We start from the raw sequence: 16463 nt of genomic DNA, 5'->3' as shown, positions 1-16463 counted from the left end.
GTATAAAATAATTTTGAGTTGTATACGTGGTAAATCGATCTAAAAATATAGAGATTGCGCCAACCGAAACGTATTTGCATGTGCTTCCACAATAATTTTAATGTCTTTGGAATACCCGCCACCCATACTACATTGAACAGGGATTTTCAATTTTCGACAAGTGTCAAGTACGTATTGATCTCGTTTCTTACATCCATCTAAAGTAAGACTAAGTGTGCCCAATTTATCACTTTCAAGAACATCAACGCCACTGAGGTAAAAGATGAAATCTGGTTTCACTGTATCAATTAATTTGGGTAAGTGATCTTTTAGAATGAAGAGATATGTTCTATCGTCGGTATCTTTTGGTAATGGAATATCTAAATCTGATTGTTCTTTTTTAAACGGATAATTTCCTGCTCCATGCATTGAAAAGGTAAAAACATGTTTGTTGTTTTGAAAGATTTCTGCTGTACCATTACCTTGGTGAACATCTAAATCTACAATAAGAATTTTTTTTACCAGACCTTTATTCAATAGATATTTGGCACCAATAGCTTGATCATTTAACATGCAAAAAGCCTCGCCATGGTCGCTATATGCATGGTGGGTTCCGCCAGCTATGTTCATTGCAATGCCATGTTTTAATGCAAATTCGCAGGCTTTTATAGTGCCATCCGCAATAATGCGTTCTCGTTCTACTAAATCTTCCGATATTGGAAAACCAATTTTACGAGACATTTTTGCTGAAATCATCATATTCAACAAATCGTAAAAATATTCGGGATCGTGAACGGCTACAATATGTTTGTCATTCGGAATTTCAGGTTCGAAAAAATTAGATTCCGTGCAGGTACCTTCATGTATTAATTGCTGTGGTAGAAGCGCATATTTCATCATAGGAAAACGGTGTCCATCTGGCAATGGATGTTTATATATAGGATGGTAGGCTATTTTGAGCATTAGCCGAACTATTTATGCAGCTTTAGTTGAATACGCTTTCTAGGTACATCGACTTCTAAAACCTTCACTATTATTTGTTGATGCAAATGAACATGTTCATTTACATCCTTAACAAATGTATCTGAAAGGTTGGATACATGTATGAGTCCGCTTTCTTTGATGCCAATATCCACAAAGCAGCCAAAATTGGTTATGTTGTTTACGATACCCGGTAACAATTGCCCGCTATGTAGATCGGTAATCGATTTAATGTTTTGGTCGAAGGTGAATACCTTCGCTTTTTCCCGTCTGTCCAGTCCTGGTTTTTCAAGTTCTGAGCGTATATCTTCTAAAGTAGGTAGACCAACATTATCGGTGCAATATTTTTTTAATTCTATTTCTTTAAGTAAAGTCTTATTGCCAATCAACGATAGAATTTCGGTGCCTTTATCTTTAGCCATTTGCTTAACTATAGCATAGCTTTCTGGGTGTACCGCAGAATCATCTAAAGGGTTTTCAGCGTCTTTTATTCGTAAAAATGCCGCTCCTTGTTCAAAGGCTTTACCTCCTAAACGCGGAACATCCAGAATCTCTTTTCTACTTTTGAATGCGCCTTTTTCTTTTCTTTGAATAACAATGTTTTCAGCTAATTTTGGCCCGATACCTGAAACATAACTTAGCAAGGGAATACTGGCTGTATTTATATTTACGCCAATGGAGTTTACACAACTTTCTACTACGACGTCAAGCGAATTTTTTAGTTTAGTCTGGTCTACATCATGCTGATATTGGCCAACACCAATAGATTTCGGGTCTATTTTAACCAATTCTGCAAGTGGGTCGGCCAAGCGTCTCCCTATCGAAACGGCACCACGTACGGTAACGTCATAATTTGGGAATTCATCGCGTGCAATCTTGGATGCCGAATAAATTGATGCGCCAGCTTCGCTGACTACAAATACTTCAACCGGATTATTGAATATCACTTTTTTGACTAGATGTTCGGTTTCTCTAGATGCCGTTCCATTACCTATGGCGATAGCTTCTATTTTATATGCATTTGCCAGGGTGCTAAGTTTTTTAATGGCCCCGCCAACATCATTTTGAGGTGCATGCGGATAGATATTCTCATTATGCACTAAATTACCTTGGGCGTCTAAACATACCACCTTACAGCCCGATTTAAACCCAGGGTCAATAGCAAGTATGCGTTTTTCTCCTAAAGGCGCGCCTAAAAGCAATTGTCTTAGATTATTGGAGAATACGCTAATAGCTTCATCATCTGCCTTTTCCTTTGAAGTTTTTAATAGTTCGTTGGATAAGGATGGAAATAATAATCTTTTGTAGGCATCGGCGATTGCCAATTTAATTTGGGTGGCGCACGCGTTATTTGATTTTATAATTCTATTTTCAATTCGGTCTAATAACCGTTCATCATCCAATTCAATTTTAACCCGTATGAACTTCTCTGACTCGGCTCGTAAAATGGCTAATAATCGATGTGATGGGCATTTATTCAAAGGCTCGCTCCAATCAAAATAATCACGGAATTTTTGTGCTTTTTCATCATCTTTTTTGGTGGAGATTACCTTGGTGGAAATAATTGCGAAACGGGCTAATTGAGACCTTATTTGACTTCTAATGTCCGTTCGTTCGTTGATCCATTCAGATATAATATGTCGAGCACCTTCAAGTGCATCATCTTCGTTTTCTACTTCTTTACTCAAATATTTAGACGCTGTAAATTTAAGATCATCATTACGTTGAGACATGATGATTTTGGCTAGAGACTCTAGCCCTTGTTTACGGGCTACTTCAGCCTTGGTCTTTTTGCTCTTTTTAAAAGGAAGATAGAGGTCTTCTAACTGCGTTATGTCTTCTGCAGTTTCAAATTTTTTAAGAAGTTCAGGAGTTAAAGCATCTTGTTCTTCAACTGCCTTTATGATAGCTTTTTTACGTTTCTCTAGTGCTTCAAACTGTACTTTAAACTGTACAATGGCGCTAACTTGAACTTCGTCTAGATTGCCTGTTTTCTCTTTTCGATACCTAGAAATAAAAGGAGTCGTACAATCTTCGTTTAAAAGTTCAATAGTATTTTGAATTCCCTTTTCTGGAAGTTGGGTGTGTTTAAGGATGTAGGCAGTTATTAGCTCCATATTTTTTATTCAGGGCTTACAAATTTAAGCAAATAAGATACGTTTATAAACTAAGGAAAGCAGCAAGTATTAATTGTTTTCTAGAAAGGTTTTAAAAGTTGTGCCCCAATTAAAGTTATTGGTATTATTAGGTTGTCCTTCATCTGTTAAAAGAGAATTTTGGTCTTCTGTATTTGTGTTCCATAACCAAGCTAATGCACCAATAGACAATTCGTCACAAGCTTCAAGAAAATTAATTGGATTACTTAGGGGTGCACCTTCTGTAACAACGCCAACTTCCCCGAAAAGAAAAGGTAATTTTTTCACCTGTAGCTTAAATAATCGCATTTTTAAACTCTCAAGACTTGCATTGTCATGCCATTTTCCGTAGGCGTGAAGGTCAAATAAAATGTTACTGTAGTCAGTTAAAAGAAGTTCTCCTTTTTCTAATAAGGCAGTTTCTCCTTGTCCTTGTTCATTTCCAGGAACCACAATGATATTTGTAAAACCGTTAATGCTTCTTAGGTTTTCAACCATTTCTCTCGAATCTTTCAGCCAAAGTTCATGAGAATATCCATTTTCATTTTTAAAATGATAAGGTTCGTTCCATGTTTGAATCCATACATCTTCTTGGTCTTTAAAAAAGCTAGCAATGCTCTTTAGTTTTGATTTATACCCGTCGTAAAAAGACATTTCTGAGGGGTTTTTTCCGGTAAATAAGGTTTGATTTCCATTATTATCTACCCATCCAAAAGGGCATATTATGGTAATTCTATTGTTTTTACGATGCTCAATCACTATAGAATCTAGTGAATGTAAAAATTGGCCTTGGGCATCATTTATAGCACCACCGGAAATAGGCTGTTCCCTTAAATTACCAATGAATTCTCGAACAATTTCCACATTCCACTCCTTCATCCTTCCATTTTTGGAAATACCAAAGGAGTTTAATGCATTTACTCCTTTAAGTTGAATAACTTGGTTGTTTTTATAAATGGAGCCATTTATAACTTCAATTTTTTTGGAAATATCAACAGGAAATTTTGGTTCATTTTCAATTGATTTTAATTCATCCCTTGAACAAGCAAAAAATTGAAAGATGAGAAAAGCCAATATAACTGAAAAGTACTTTTTCATGGAAATCTTTTAGAATAACGTAAATTATTAGTTAATCTTGTTCGGTTTTCAAGTTTATGTAATAGGCCATTATCATAGATAACCAACGTATATGTTTTGTTAGAACTAAGGTTTAGCTATTAAGATTAATTTTATGAAAAATATAGTAAATGTTAGCTTATAGTTAGCCCATTCCCAACCCCATCTTCATCAGGATTCACGAAAACTAATTTTCCATCGGCATTTTCTGTCATCAAAATCATACCTTCACTATCTATACCACGAAGTGCACGAGGTGCAAGGTTAATTAAAACAGTAACTTTCTTACCAATAATTTCTTCTGGCGAAAAGCTTTCGGCAATACCAGAAACTATAGTGCGCACATCTAAACCAGTATCTACTTTTAAAACTAAAAGCTTTTTGGCTTTTACCATCTTTTCGGCTTCGATAATCGTACCTACACGCATGTCTAGCTTAGAAAAATCATCAAAGGTAATAGTGTCTTTTTGTGGCATCAGTTTTTTGTTTTCGTTCGCATTCGCTTTTTTGGTGGCTTCTAGTTTATCTAGCTGCGCCTGAATTTCACTATCCTCAATTTTTCTAAAAAGTAACTCTGCTTGGTTTATTTGATGGTCTGCAGTCAGAAGTATTTTGTTTGTTGAAACTGATTCCCAATCTAGACTCAGGCTACGCTCGGTCGCCTTGCTTTGGTTGCTGAGCGGAGCCGAAGCAATATTTAGTATGTTTTTAAGCTTACCTGATGTAAATGGTAAAAATGGTTCGCTTAAAATGGCCAAGCCTGCCGCTATTTGTAAGGCTACATTCATAATGGTTTTTACTCGTTCTTCATCAATTTTAATTACTTTCCAAGGTTCGGCATCGGCTAAATATTTGTTTCCTAAACGGGCTAGGTTCATTAATTCTTGCCCAGCTTCTCTAAAACGATAGCGCTCTATTGAGCTAGATATAGTACCTGGAAACTTGCGAAGTTGCTCTAGTGTTTCTATATCAACATCAGATAAACTTCCAGCAGCTGGCACTTTTCCGGCATAATATTTATTGGTCAATACTACTACTCGGTTTATGAAATTCCCCAAAATAGCAACCAATTCATTGTTGTTTCGGGCTTGAAAATCTTTCCATGTGAAATCGTTATCTTTTGTTTCTGGTGCATTCGCTGTCAACGTATAACGTAACGAATCTTGTAATTCTGGAAAATCAATTAAGTATTCGTGCAACCAAACCGCCCAATTTTTTGAGGTTGATAATTTGTTGCCTTCCAAATTTAAAAATTCGTTGGCAGGTACATTATTCGGTAAAATATAGCTTCCTTCTGCTTTCAACATAGAAGGGAAAATGATACAATGGAATACGATATTGTCCTTCCCTATAAAGTGTACCAATTTGGTATTTTCATCCTTCCAATACGGTTCCCAATCCTTACCTTCATGTGCAGCCCATTCCTTAGTAGATGAAATGTATCCGATAGGTGCATCAAACCAAACATACAATACTTTGCCCTCACCACCCTCTACAGGTACGGGTATGCCCCAATCTAAATCCCTGGTTACTGCCCTTGGTTCCAATCCGCCATCTATCCACGATTTACATTGTCCGTAAACATTAGGTTTCCAATCGTCTTTATGGCCTTTTAAAATCCATTCTGTTAAAAACTCTTCATATTTATCCAATGGTAAAAACCAATGTTTGGTCTCTTTTGTAGTCGGAACTGTTCCTGTTATGGTTGATTTCGGATTAATTAAATCCGTAGCATTTAAGCTAGACCCGCAATTTTCACACTGATCACCATACGCTTCTTCATTACCGCATTTAGGGCACGTGCCGATTACAAAGCGATCTGCCAAAAATTGCTGCGCTTCTTCATCATATAGCTGAGCTGTAGTCTCTTCAATAAAATCGCCTTTTTCATAAAGATTTATAAAGAATTCCGATGCCGTTTCATGATGTATAGGTGCAGATGTTCTAGAATAGTTATCGAATGTAATTCCGAAATCCAAGAAAGACTGCTTAATTATTGTATGGTATTTATCTATAATATCTTTTGGTGTTACACCTTCTTTTTTAGCTTTCATTGAAATAGCAACACCATGTTCATCGCTGCCACAAACGAAGGCTACATCTTTTCCTGTTAAACGAAGATAGCGGGCGTAAATATCTGCCGGCACGTAAACACCTGCTAAATGGCCAATATGAATAGGACCATTGGTATAAGGTAATGCAGCGGTAATCGTATATCGAGAGGGTGATTTAATATCGGACATCAAAATAAATTAAGCTACAAAAATACTGAATTTGATGGGAGAATCACTAAATACTTTCCATTTGTAATTAGCACTTAAATAGATTAATTGGTAAAATTTTAATTAAAACAGATGTTAAACAGTGTGTCTTGTCGATTATTTATACGAAAGATTTATAAAAATTTCTTCATTGTAAGAAAGAACTTTTTTTAACTAAAATTTTGAAGATATGAGTATTGGTAAACCTAAAAAATTAAGATTCGCTGAAGGGTTGCAAAAGATAGAGAAAGCCGTAAGCAATGTAGAAGCCGATTTAAGCGATATCTCTTTGGTGCATAAGGATAAGAACTATAGGGTATAAGGGAATTGTCTTTTAAATCGAAGAATAACCAGTCGAAATTTACATAAATAAAAAGGCCCTTATCAAAGTAATGGAATAGGGCCTTTTTAAAATAGGGGGAAACTGTTTATGAAACCATCACGGATTTACTCATCTTTTGATTCTGTACACTGATACGATAAATGTACTTTCCGGTTGATAGTTGTTCGGGCATGCGCTCTCGTATATTTATTTCGGTTGAACCTTCGAACATCATTTCGTTAAAAACGGTGCCGATTTTCTGCCCGAGAATATTAAAAAGTTGAATATCTACATGTGCCGAAAACGGCATCTCTAGATAAATGTGTGGGGTACTATCGGTAGGATAAAATGGTTTGTGAACAACGGCATTCAACAAATCTGGATTAAAGGGGGTTTCAGCCTCTTCCTCAGGTGGTAGTGGTGGTGTAACCTCACCATCGCTATACGCTATTTCTGGGAATGGTTCACCACTACAGCTAAAGCCTAAATTAACGGGTACATAAGGTTTGTAATTCAATAAATGTGCCTCTACTAAAGGAACATCTACACAAAGCCATTCTGCAAGAACTGTTGCATATAGGTCTCTGAAATCCATCGTATACTCTAAGTTACCTCTTCCATCTGGGTCATCTAATGTTGGGTGGTCACCAACAAAAGCACTACCATTTAAGCCTGAACCAAAAAAAAGTGTTGGTGATGCTTTACCATGATCGGTACCATTAGAGCCATTTTCAAAAATACGTCTACCGAATTCTGAAAAAGTCATACTCAATACCTTATCGTCTTGTTGTGTAAATGCTAAATCTTCATAGAAATTGTTGATTGCAACAGAAAGATTTGTCATTAAACGTGCGTGGGCTTGTGGCTGATTGCCATGGGTATCAAAACCACCCATTGAAATCATAAATACTTTGGTGCCTAAATTTCCTTTTATTAAACGTGCCAAAAGAGCCATTTGACGTGCAAAGCCATTATCTTGATATTCAACTTGATTTTGACCACGCTCATAGGCTTCATGAATGAGTCCTGAGTATTCATAAGTAGTATTTGCTACTCCTCTAAGAAACTTAAGTTGATCGCCATACATACAATTATTAAAAAGAGAATCATCTAAACCATAAACCACCCCTGATTTGGCAATTTCTTCTAGTTGATCTATGTTCGACGTGACAAAAGCATAATTTGTCTCTTCACCTTGAAAGACTAAACTACCGAATTGACCTATTTGAATTGCAGCTGGGGCCGCTGGTGGGTTTATCAAATAATCTGGATAAATATTTTCAAAATGTCTACCCATCCAACCAGTGTTCAGACCACTAAACCCTGTAGTCTCAATATCTGTATTGGCAAAAATATCAGAACCTGTGAAATGCGAAAGACTCTGGCCTTCATAGCCTACACCATGCACCGCTTTAAATTGACCTTCTTGCCACATAGGCGCCAAGGCGTTCATATAAGAAGGCACACCAAATTCATCAGTTAGTTTTAAAATTTTACTTTCAGGAACATAGATATTAGGTCGGGCATTGGCATAACTGTCGAACTGTTCTAATGGTATTACAGTACTTAGGCCATCGTTACCACCTGATAGCCGTATTAATATCAAAATATTGTCTGTCTCAGCTGCCGCAATACCGGCTGATAGGGGTGAAGGGGCAGAAGCTGTTAACATGTTCGAACCGAGCATCATTGAACCAGAACCGGCAATGCCCATTGCTTGTAAAAATGAGCGACGGCTCCATGTTTTATGTTCGTCATCATGACCTTCATGTTGAAGACCTTTGAATGGGGAGTGGTGTGTTTTACACATAGCAGTAGGTATTATTTTAATTGAAACTCAGGTTGTCTAGCTAGATATTGTAATAGAAGGTATACTTGAAATGGGGCTTGTGGCCATGTGCCCAATGTCCAAGATTCTTGGTTGCCACCTTCATAGTATACTTCTTCAATATCACTTCTGAATATTGCGAATGCTTTTATATATTCAGGTTCGTCTAAAAGTCCTTTGGGGAGAATAAAATCAATGATTAATCTAGCGACTGTATCTGGATTTGTACTTGTTAAACCGGCATTACCAGATATATCTAAACCTAATGTTCTAAATTGTTCATTATCGGCCATATAAAAGTTTTCCAATATGCTTTCAATAGTAAGCCAACGCCCAATCATAAAATTGGTATTGATCCAAGATCTGTCGCGTTGCCAACCAGCTACATCAACAGGTTCAAAGATTTCTTGGCTCAGTAAAGCACTATAGTTGACCATTTCGGCAACATTTGTATCCGTATAGCTAAAATCTGTTTCTTTTAGTGTGTTGAAATAAAAATCTATCGGACTTTTAATGATTACACCAATTGCTTCGTCATCAAAGAAATGTTGACTTTTAAATAGCTGTCGTAAGACTGGCGCGATTTCAAAGTCATTTGATACGAAGGTTGCTGCCATACCATCAATTATAGTTTGTGCATTGTTAGCTTCATCTTTAGAATCGGGATGTACAAAAAACTCATATAATTTGCGACAAATAAATTCTGCAATTTCTGGTGCTCTCTGATCAAAAAGAATATTGATAACATCATCGTAACCCCAATTACCGGTCTGCCCAAAAATAGTTTTGGATCCTGCATCGTGTTTAGTGGCATCAAAAGTTACTGGTGAACAGCCTATATCGCTGCGTTCAACATAACCACTTAGAGCTTTGGCCGTTTCTATGATATCCTCTTCTGTGTAGCCATTTCCTTCACCTAGTGTGAAAAGCTCATATAACTCACGACCATAATTTTCGTTAGGATTGTTGCCGTTATTGAAAACTCCATCTAAGTAGTATAACATAGCGTTTGTCAACCCTATTTCACTTACAAAAGTTTTAAAGTTACGTAGTGAATTTCGCTGTAGACAATTGATGTATTCATATAAATATGAATTACAATTATAGACCTCTAGTTCCGTTACAAAATGGTTGCTCCAGAAAAAGCTTAATCGATCTCTTAGATTATTGTTTAATATCCCTTTCGCATAATCTAATTGAAATTCAGATTTCTGCTGATTCTTCAATTGGTTACGGGCATCGTCGTCTACAGGATAATTAGCATTTGTCCAATTTGCCCATGCTGGTGCGAGTATTGGTGCCATGTTTAGAGCTTGGTCCACTAAACTATCTACTAAGGCTGCCGCAGATTGACCCGTGGCTTGATTAATAGTAGCGACCGAGGCACTGAATCCTAATCTTCTGTATAGATGTGATGCTCGTAATTGGTCTAAATTAGCAGTGTACGGAGCAAGAGTAGAAGTATTACAATTAATGAAATATTCCATATCTTAAAATAGGCATTTATATTACGTTCGTAGAGTTGGGGCTTCTATGCTAAACGTTCCGAAATTTGGTATAGTATTTTAAACTATCTATTTTCGATGCTTATCATCTAAATAACGATATTTATTAATAAAAAAGCGCCGAAAGGCCGGTATTTTCGATGAATTGCACAATCTTGAGGGGTTATTATGGGAAAACATAATGAATTTGGTAAAGAAGGGGAACAACTAGCGGTTGACTATCTAATTAAGCAAGGCTACACTATTAATTATAGGAATTACAGATACCTACAAGCAGAAATAGATGTCATTGCACAAAAGAATGATACATTGGCCATTGTTGAAGTAAGGTCAAGAAGATCTGATTATATTGAGAATGTAGCAGAAACGGTAACCCCAAAAAAAATTAAACTATTGGTAATGGCCGCAAATCATTATGTTACCGAAAACGAAATTGATGTTGATGTCCGTTTTGATATTATTACAATTCTGAAAAATACAAATCGATTTGAGCTAGAACATTTGGAATCTGCGTTCTATTATTTTTGAATAATCTACTTGTTGAGTAGATTTTATATAAAAACATTTTGTTTTATTTATAACAAGTTGTTATATTTGCACAACAACCAAACAGTAAAATGAAAACAATCTCATCAGTAGTAGAAGAGTATATTAAGAAAAAACCATTTCTACAAAGTGCTCTAGCACAAGGTATCATCAACCTGACATCATTATCAAGAATAGTAAAACCAGAAATTGAGCACGAATTAGGTAAAGACATTCGTAATGGTGCCATCGTAATGGCATTGAAACGATTATCTGATGATCTTGAATTTAGAGCTACCCATAAAATCTTAAAGGTGCTAAAGAATATAGGAGAGATAACCGTACGTTCTTCACTTTCAGATTATACTTTTTTAGCTTCTGATAAAATATTGGTTCATCAAGCAAAATTATTAGAAGAGATTAATAACAATCAAGATGTGTTTTATACCTCTAGCCGAGGTGTGAATGAAATAAATATTGTTATTAGTAATGTGATGGACAAAACGGTCGAAAGATTGTTCAAAGATGAAAAATGTACTCAGAAGGCAGAGGAGTTGTCTTCTATTACGGTAAAATTACCTGCGGAAAATGTTTCAGTACCCGGTATTTACTACTTTATATTTCAACGTTTAGCCTGGGAAGGCATTGTTCTTTACGAAGTAATTTCTACTACAAATGAATTTACTATTCTGGTGAATGACGAACAGGTAGATATTGCATTTAAAACAATTAAGGATTTAAAGGCTCTTTAATTTTCTAGAAATTCAACCACTTCCTTATCTGATTCAGGTTTTGCTATAAAACGTTTTTCACTATCTAAAATAAAGTAGGTGGGTGTACTTTGAATCTTGAAGGTTTGCGCATAATCACTTTCCCATTTTCCAAGAGCGATGGCATGACTGAAATTGGGTAGAGTAGCTGATACTTTTTTCCAATTTGTTTCATCATCTTCTAATCCTATGGCTAGTACCCTTAAAGAACTAAAACCCTTTAATTTTTTATGTAATATGGGTAATTCTTTAAGGCAATGTGAGCAAGTACTGCTCCAAAATACCAACAAGTAGTTTTCTGCTTTTTCCATAGTAGAAAGAGCATGTTTTTTTCCATTTGTTTGCCAATTAATTTCGGGGGATTTTGCACCTATTCTTAGTCTTGTAGAAGATTCTATATCATCAACCATTTTCTGATTTCCATTAGCTATAGCTAATTTTTTTAAATGATTTGTGAAAATGTAATCTTGTACAGAGCCCATAGTATTTGTTTCGGCGATTTCCCAAATTTGATGTAAGGCTTTTGTTTGAAAGTTTATAGGCGTATTTTTTATGAAGTCGGCAGCAGTATTTACATTTTTAATTATTTCTACAACTAACGCATTGTTGGTTGTAATATCTGATGGTAAGGCAGAGAAAACATAACTGGAAATTTTATCGGTTAGAAAATTTGAACCTTGTAAAATTGGGTCGTTTAAATTTAAATTATCAAAATGATGTTCCTTCTTTTGTTTTAGAAATGTTTCTAAATCCTCATAATCTTCGGGAAGATAAGATCTATTTGCCTTTATGAATTTTTGTGCTATGGTATTAATATGGTTTTCCTCGTAAGACTTTTGAATAGTTTTTAACTCTTTTATAATATCAGTAAACTCATTCTTCGATTCACTTCCTTTTTCATAATACTCCATTAACCTATCTTGGGAGGTATTGATTTTAGAAAAATATTCGTTGAACCACTTATTCTCTATTGAATTAGTAATTGTTAATCCATCTTGAATGTTGAAATTGAATTTTACCTGCTCCTTTTTATCATAGATAACATCGATATAAAATTCATTCTGTGGTACGGCATACACCAATCTATACATGCCGGGTTTTGCATTCATGGGCATTTCTAGGGTAAAAGAACCGTCTTTTACTGCTGTGTCTGCGGTGTATCTTTCACCGCCTGGGGTCAATTCATAGGCTATTAACCATTTAAAATCTTTTGCAGGAGAGAAATTACCAGAGATAGAACCTTGAGCATTTAACCCAATTGAAATAAATAAGATGCAGAATATAAAAAAAACTTTCATAAAAAAGGGAAAAAAATTATAGGACCAGAATTGCTTAAAAACAATGATATTTTAATGTCTTTTGATGTGCTAAAGGTCTTGTTAAATAACTTTTAGTTGTTTATGAGCTGTATTGGTTAATCGGTTAAGTTAATCGAATGGCACTTAAATTCTTTTATGATAACTCTTTGCAAATTTTCATGTGAATAAGAGCTTCTGTTATTTTGATGATTTCTTTTTCATGGATAAAGCCATCAGATATGGCAACTTCATCTAAAAGTTGAGCTAGGGTTTTCTTCTTGCTCAAAGACATTAGACTTAAAGTTTTAAAAGCTTTATTTAAATTTCTCGCTTGCCCAATAAAAAAGCTATCAAAACTAAACCGTTCCATTAATTGAGTAAGTAAATTCATTTCGGCAGGATCTACCTTACTGTCCGCTAGTATTACATAATCTACCATTTTAACGACAGCTAATTTTTCCTCTCTTGTAAATTCCAAACGACTATTCTGTTTCTTCACCTAACCCAATATTAATAAATGTATCTATGATCAAAGCCATTTCTTTTTTGTGAACTGACCCATCAGATATAGCTACCTCGTCTAAAATAGTTGCCAAAGCTTTCTTTTGCTCATGAGGTATATTGTAAAGAGTAACAAGGGCATTATCGTAATCTAGCTTTTTAGTTCGTTCTAAAAATGCGTCATCAAAACCTAGGATTTTTTTAAGATCTTTAAGTATTTTTAATTCTCCGGGGTGAACATAACCGTCTGCATGTATAACCTCGAAAATCATCTTTACAAAGGCTGCTTTTACATACTCTTCAAACTTCATTTGTTTTTTTTAAGAGTAGAAAGATAAGCAAAACCCAATAAATTTTGAATGAACTTTATTAACGAGTTTTTCAAGATTGTTAAAAGTTATATAGGAATAGAACTTTGTGTTATTTTTCAAACGGATATGGGCCGTATACGGCATCTCTAAATTGTTTATGAAGACCTATTTGGTCATAAGGGAATAGTTGTACAAAAAGAACTGCGGTTAATTTGTTTACTGGATCCACCCAAAATAAAGTAGAAGCGGCACCATCCCAGTAAAATTCTCCAACTACACCATTATTTTCTTCAGGAGTTTTAGGTGTTGCTACACGTACGGCAAAGTCGATACCGAAACCAACTTGGCCTTTAGAAGGTAACCAAGAACGTTCAGTAACACTATCTGCCAATTGATTGGTTGCCATAAGTTGAACGGTTTCAGGTTTTAATATTTGTACTGAGTCCAAGCTACCTTCATGAACTAACATTTGGGCGAAACGCATATAGTTGTCTAAAGTTGAGGTTAGACCAGAACCACCTCGGGTAAGGGGCCATTGTTCAGTATAATTACTGTAGGTTATAGAATCTTGAACTAATTCCCCTTCATCTTTTCTTATGTATAGTTTAGCAAAACGTTCTCTATCCATCTCTGGAATAAAATATCTAGTTTCGCTCATTTCAAGTGGGTCCAGAATGTGTTTTCTAACATATTCCCCATAAGGTATACCCGCTATACGTTCTACCAATAGCGCTTGTACATCAACACATGGTCCATATTCCCATTGTGTGCCTGGCTGAAACCATAATGGCACTTCTCCCATTTTTTCACCCATTTGGGTTAGGGTATTTTCGCGATTCATTGCATCGACTTTTATCATAAGTTCACTAAGTCCGGGTATGTCTGCTCTGTTTGGAAAACCTGCGGTATGTCTTGTAATATCTCTAATACTAATTTCTCGTTTAAGTGGTTCGGTTATTACATTTCCTTTTGAATCTACACCTGTGTAAACGGTCATATTTGAAAATTCTGGAAGGTATTTCGAGATTGGATCGTCTAGTTTAAACTTGCCTTGTTCGTAAAGGGTCATTAACGCTGTACCCGTAATAGGTTTGGTCATGGAATAAATTTGGACAATGGTATTGCGGTCCATAGGTCTTTTTGCATTTAGGTCTGCATAGCCAAAAGCATTGTAATATACTTCCTTGCCTTGTTCAAAAATTAGAGCCGAAACACCAGCAATATTTTTGGTATCAACAAAATTTTTGAGAACAGAATCTATTCGAGCTTTGGCTAATGAGTTTATTATCTCGGGCTCAACAATCAATTCTTTTTTTGGTGATTCTTTACAGGATGAAACAAAAAGTAATAATGCAAATAAAAATGACAAATTTTTCATGAAAGGTTGATTGATAGTGTAGTTACTAAAAGTACTAAATATTTATTTTGAAAGTGAGCATATTTGCCGCCAGATTTTTGAGCTTACCGGAATCCCTTCTTTTTGGTTTTTTAATCTTGTAGCCAATGTTCGTTCCCCAGGATAGTAGGTTCGATTTTCTTTACTCATTGGTAAGACGTCATGGTTATATTGAATAATTTCATTCAATAAATTCTCTTGTAATTGGAAATCAAAAAATACATTTGGATCAATACAAAGGAACACTTGTGAAATGGCTGTTTCAGCTCCTTTCTGACCAATTTTATAGGTAGAATTACCAGCAGATAATAAGGTAGCCAACATATCTAAAACCATCGATAGTGCGGAACCTTTCCAATACCCAACCGGTAATGACCGACCGGACGTAATAATGTCTTTAGGGTTTTTGCTTAGCTGATTATTAGTGTCCCAACCACCATGAAATGGTAATTGTTCCCCTTTTAAATGTAGGTTTTCCATCTTGCCAAATGAAAATTGTGAGAGTGCCATATCTAAAACTACATGACCTTCTTTTCTAGGAATCGAAATCACCAAAGGATTATTTCCTATTCTATTCTCTTTACCGCCCCAAGCTGGCATATTGGGTGTGGTATTGGTAAACATTATTGAAATACAGCCTTGTTCGGCTGCTCGCCATCCATAAGTTCCGCCGCGCATCCAATGGTTTGTATTGCGTAGTGCTACCATACCAATGCCATGTTCTTTTGCTAATAAAATTGCTCTGTCAGTACAGGTGATAGCATTTAAAACACCCGAGCCAAGGTTACCTTCCCATCTTTCAATACTTCCCATTGATGCTACTATGGAAGGGGTAGGATTTATTTTTACCAGACCTTTAGTGATGTAATCTAAAAAGATGGGGACTCTATTAATACCATGAGAATTAATGCCGTCTAAGGTACTTTCCGAATGAATTTTCGCCAGTAATTCGGCGTTTTCTTTAGTAAAGGAATATTTGCGGAATGCAGATTCCAAAACCAGTTTCATTTCATTAAATGAGATTTTTACTTCGCTCAACGTAACTACTTTTTAAATTAGTTTCTTTCATTAAGATACAATAGTTAAGAGCCTTTTCGTAATTATGGATTATTATAATCGGAAGGATTCCATTTCTTATGCGAATTTAAAATCAATATTACATTCGAAATAGGACTAGTATAGCTGTTTTAAAGACAATTTTGCTAATTCTTTTGTCTCTTGACAATACCGATAGATGAATAAATATGATTGATAACAGCGTTCTCTTTATCATGAAAGTAGCCATCCGATAGCGCAACATCTTCTAAAATTTTTGCAAGCCTATCTTTCTTTTCTTGTGGCATTCCTTTAAGAATGAAAATACTTTGCTCGGTGTCAATCGTTCGGGCTTGAATTAAAAAATTACTGTCAAAATCTATAATTTCCATCAATTTGCTCAATTCATTGATTTCGCCCTTATGAACTTCGCCATCTGCAACGATTACAGAGTCAATAACATTGACCATTGCTAATTTTTCAGAGATATCAAATATCAT

15 protein-coding genes are annotated in these 16463 nt (G+C 35.5%); 3 read left to right on the top strand and 12 right to left on the bottom strand.

From position 1 onward, the window contains the following. Window positions 1-39: 39 nt before the first annotated feature. The 4 genes from AACZ49_RS13490 to metG form a co-directional block, all read right to left on the bottom strand. Entirely contained in the window at window positions 40-942 is a 903-nt protein-coding gene (locus AACZ49_RS13490; RefSeq protein WP_339655837.1) for a histone deacetylase, read from the bottom strand. A gap of 8 nt (window positions 943-950) precedes the next feature. Then, window positions 951-3077 carry a Tex family protein gene (locus tag AACZ49_RS13485; protein ID WP_339655835.1) on the bottom strand — a complete coding sequence of 709 codons (2127 nt, stop codon included), beginning with the start codon at window positions 3075-3077 and terminating at the stop codon, window positions 951-953. Window positions 3078-3146: 69 nt separating this feature from the next. Then, window positions 3147-4193 (bottom strand): cellulase family glycosylhydrolase, encoded by a 1047-nt coding sequence (locus AACZ49_RS13480; protein ID WP_339655832.1) that lies wholly within the window; start codon window positions 4191-4193, stop codon window positions 3147-3149. Between the two features lie 152 nt (window positions 4194-4345). Then, complete coding sequence (gene metG / locus AACZ49_RS13475) at window positions 4346-6454, bottom strand: methionine--tRNA ligase (RefSeq protein WP_339655829.1); 2109 nt, start codon at window positions 6452-6454, stop codon at window positions 4346-4348. Between the two features lie 208 nt (window positions 6455-6662). Between metG and AACZ49_RS13470 the strand changes: the two genes are divergently transcribed. Then, window positions 6663-6794: a hypothetical protein gene (locus tag AACZ49_RS13470; protein ID WP_339655826.1), complete on the top strand. Its 132-nt coding sequence runs from the start codon at window positions 6663-6665 to the stop codon at window positions 6792-6794. Window positions 6795-6900: 106 nt separating this feature from the next. Here the strand turns inward: AACZ49_RS13470 and AACZ49_RS13465 are convergent, their stop codons facing one another. Beyond that, on the bottom strand, window positions 6901-8604 hold the full coding sequence (locus tag AACZ49_RS13465; protein ID WP_339655823.1) for a DUF1501 domain-containing protein: 1704 nt from the start codon (window positions 8602-8604) through the stop codon (window positions 6901-6903). Between the two features lie 11 nt (window positions 8605-8615). Then, window positions 8616-10109 carry a DUF1800 domain-containing protein gene (locus AACZ49_RS13460; RefSeq protein ID WP_339655820.1) on the bottom strand — a complete coding sequence of 498 codons (1494 nt, stop codon included), beginning with the start codon at window positions 10107-10109 and terminating at the stop codon, window positions 8616-8618. Between the two features lie 186 nt (window positions 10110-10295). On the opposite strand from AACZ49_RS13460, the gene AACZ49_RS13455 reads away from it, so the two are divergent. Together AACZ49_RS13455 and AACZ49_RS13450 are read left to right on the top strand one after the other, a co-directional pair. Further along, window positions 10296-10655 carry a YraN family protein gene (locus AACZ49_RS13455; protein ID WP_339655817.1) on the top strand — a complete coding sequence of 120 codons (360 nt, stop codon included), beginning with the start codon at window positions 10296-10298 and terminating at the stop codon, window positions 10653-10655. 89 nt (window positions 10656-10744) lie between these two features. Then, on the top strand, window positions 10745-11404 hold the full coding sequence (locus AACZ49_RS13450; protein ID WP_339655814.1) for an aspartate kinase: 660 nt from the start codon (window positions 10745-10747) through the stop codon (window positions 11402-11404). Here the strand turns inward: AACZ49_RS13450 and AACZ49_RS13445 are convergent. The 6 genes from AACZ49_RS13445 to AACZ49_RS13420 all read right to left on the bottom strand — a co-directional run bounded on the left by AACZ49_RS13445 (window position 11401) and on the right by AACZ49_RS13420 (window position 16463). Continuing rightward, the gene (locus AACZ49_RS13445; protein ID WP_339655811.1) at window positions 11401-12720 is read right to left on the bottom strand and encodes a thioredoxin-like domain-containing protein; all 1320 of its coding nucleotides are present in this window, start codon (window positions 12718-12720) and stop codon (window positions 11401-11403) included. The two genes, AACZ49_RS13450 and AACZ49_RS13445, sit on opposite strands and share 4 nt — an antisense overlap. 154 nt (window positions 12721-12874) lie before the next feature. Next, window positions 12875-13219: a hypothetical protein gene (locus AACZ49_RS13440; protein ID WP_339655809.1), complete on the bottom strand. Its 345-nt coding sequence runs from the start codon at window positions 13217-13219 to the stop codon at window positions 12875-12877. Then, window positions 13203-13532 carry a hypothetical protein gene (locus AACZ49_RS13435; protein ID WP_339655806.1) on the bottom strand — a complete coding sequence of 110 codons (330 nt, stop codon included), beginning with the start codon at window positions 13530-13532 and terminating at the stop codon, window positions 13203-13205. The genes AACZ49_RS13440 and AACZ49_RS13435 overlap by 17 nt, the downstream gene beginning before the upstream one ends. Before the next feature lie 109 nt (window positions 13533-13641). Beyond that, window positions 13642-14910 carry a serine hydrolase domain-containing protein gene (locus AACZ49_RS13430; RefSeq protein WP_339655803.1) on the bottom strand — a complete coding sequence of 423 codons (1269 nt, stop codon included), beginning with the start codon at window positions 14908-14910 and terminating at the stop codon, window positions 13642-13644. 42 nt (window positions 14911-14952) lie between these two features. Continuing rightward, entirely contained in the window at window positions 14953-15966 is a 1014-nt protein-coding gene (gene yiaK / locus AACZ49_RS13425; protein WP_339655800.1) for a 3-dehydro-L-gulonate 2-dehydrogenase, read from the bottom strand. Between the two features lie 164 nt (window positions 15967-16130). Continuing rightward, window positions 16131-16463 carry a TerB family tellurite resistance protein gene (locus tag AACZ49_RS13420; protein WP_339655797.1) on the bottom strand — a complete coding sequence of 111 codons (333 nt, stop codon included), beginning with the start codon at window positions 16461-16463 and terminating at the stop codon, window positions 16131-16133.

The organism is uncultured Maribacter sp. (assembly GCF_963975365.1).
Classification (GTDB): Bacteria; Bacteroidota; Bacteroidia; order Flavobacteriales; family Flavobacteriaceae; genus Maribacter.
Note: the sequence above shows the minus strand (reverse complement) of the source record. Positions and strands in the feature narration are given on the sequence as shown.

Excerpts from the sequence above, each read along its gene's own strand:
- AACZ49_RS13490 (WP_339655837.1), bottom strand. The coding sequence starts at position 942 with ATGCTCAAAATAGCCTACCATCCTATATATAAACATCCATTGCCAGAT.
- AACZ49_RS13485 (WP_339655835.1), bottom strand. The coding sequence starts at position 3,077 with ATGGAGCTAATAACTGCCTACATCCTTAAACACACCCAACTTCCAGAA.
- AACZ49_RS13480 (WP_339655832.1), bottom strand. The coding sequence starts at position 4,193 with ATGAAAAAGTACTTTTCAGTTATATTGGCTTTTCTCATCTTTCAATTT.
- metG (WP_339655829.1), bottom strand. The coding sequence starts at position 6,454 with ATGTCCGATATTAAATCACCCTCTCGATATACGATTACCGCTGCATTA.
- AACZ49_RS13470 (WP_339655826.1), top strand. The coding sequence starts at position 6,663 with ATGAGTATTGGTAAACCTAAAAAATTAAGATTCGCTGAAGGGTTGCAA.
- AACZ49_RS13465 (WP_339655823.1), bottom strand. The coding sequence starts at position 8,604 with ATGTGTAAAACACACCACTCCCCATTCAAAGGTCTTCAACATGAAGGT.
- AACZ49_RS13460 (WP_339655820.1), bottom strand. The coding sequence starts at position 10,109 with ATGGAATATTTCATTAATTGTAATACTTCTACTCTTGCTCCGTACACT.
- AACZ49_RS13455 (WP_339655817.1), top strand. The coding sequence starts at position 10,296 with ATGGGAAAACATAATGAATTTGGTAAAGAAGGGGAACAACTAGCGGTT.
- AACZ49_RS13450 (WP_339655814.1), top strand. The coding sequence starts at position 10,745 with ATGAAAACAATCTCATCAGTAGTAGAAGAGTATATTAAGAAAAAACCA.
- AACZ49_RS13445 (WP_339655811.1), bottom strand. The coding sequence starts at position 12,720 with ATGAAAGTTTTTTTTATATTCTGCATCTTATTTATTTCAATTGGGTTA.
- AACZ49_RS13435 (WP_339655806.1), bottom strand. The coding sequence starts at position 13,532 with ATGAAGTTTGAAGAGTATGTAAAAGCAGCCTTTGTAAAGATGATTTTC.
- AACZ49_RS13430 (WP_339655803.1), bottom strand. The coding sequence starts at position 14,910 with ATGAAAAATTTGTCATTTTTATTTGCATTATTACTTTTTGTTTCATCC.
- AACZ49_RS13420 (WP_339655797.1), bottom strand. The coding sequence starts at position 16,463 with ATGATATTTGATATCTCTGAAAAATTAGCAATGGTCAATGTTATTGAC.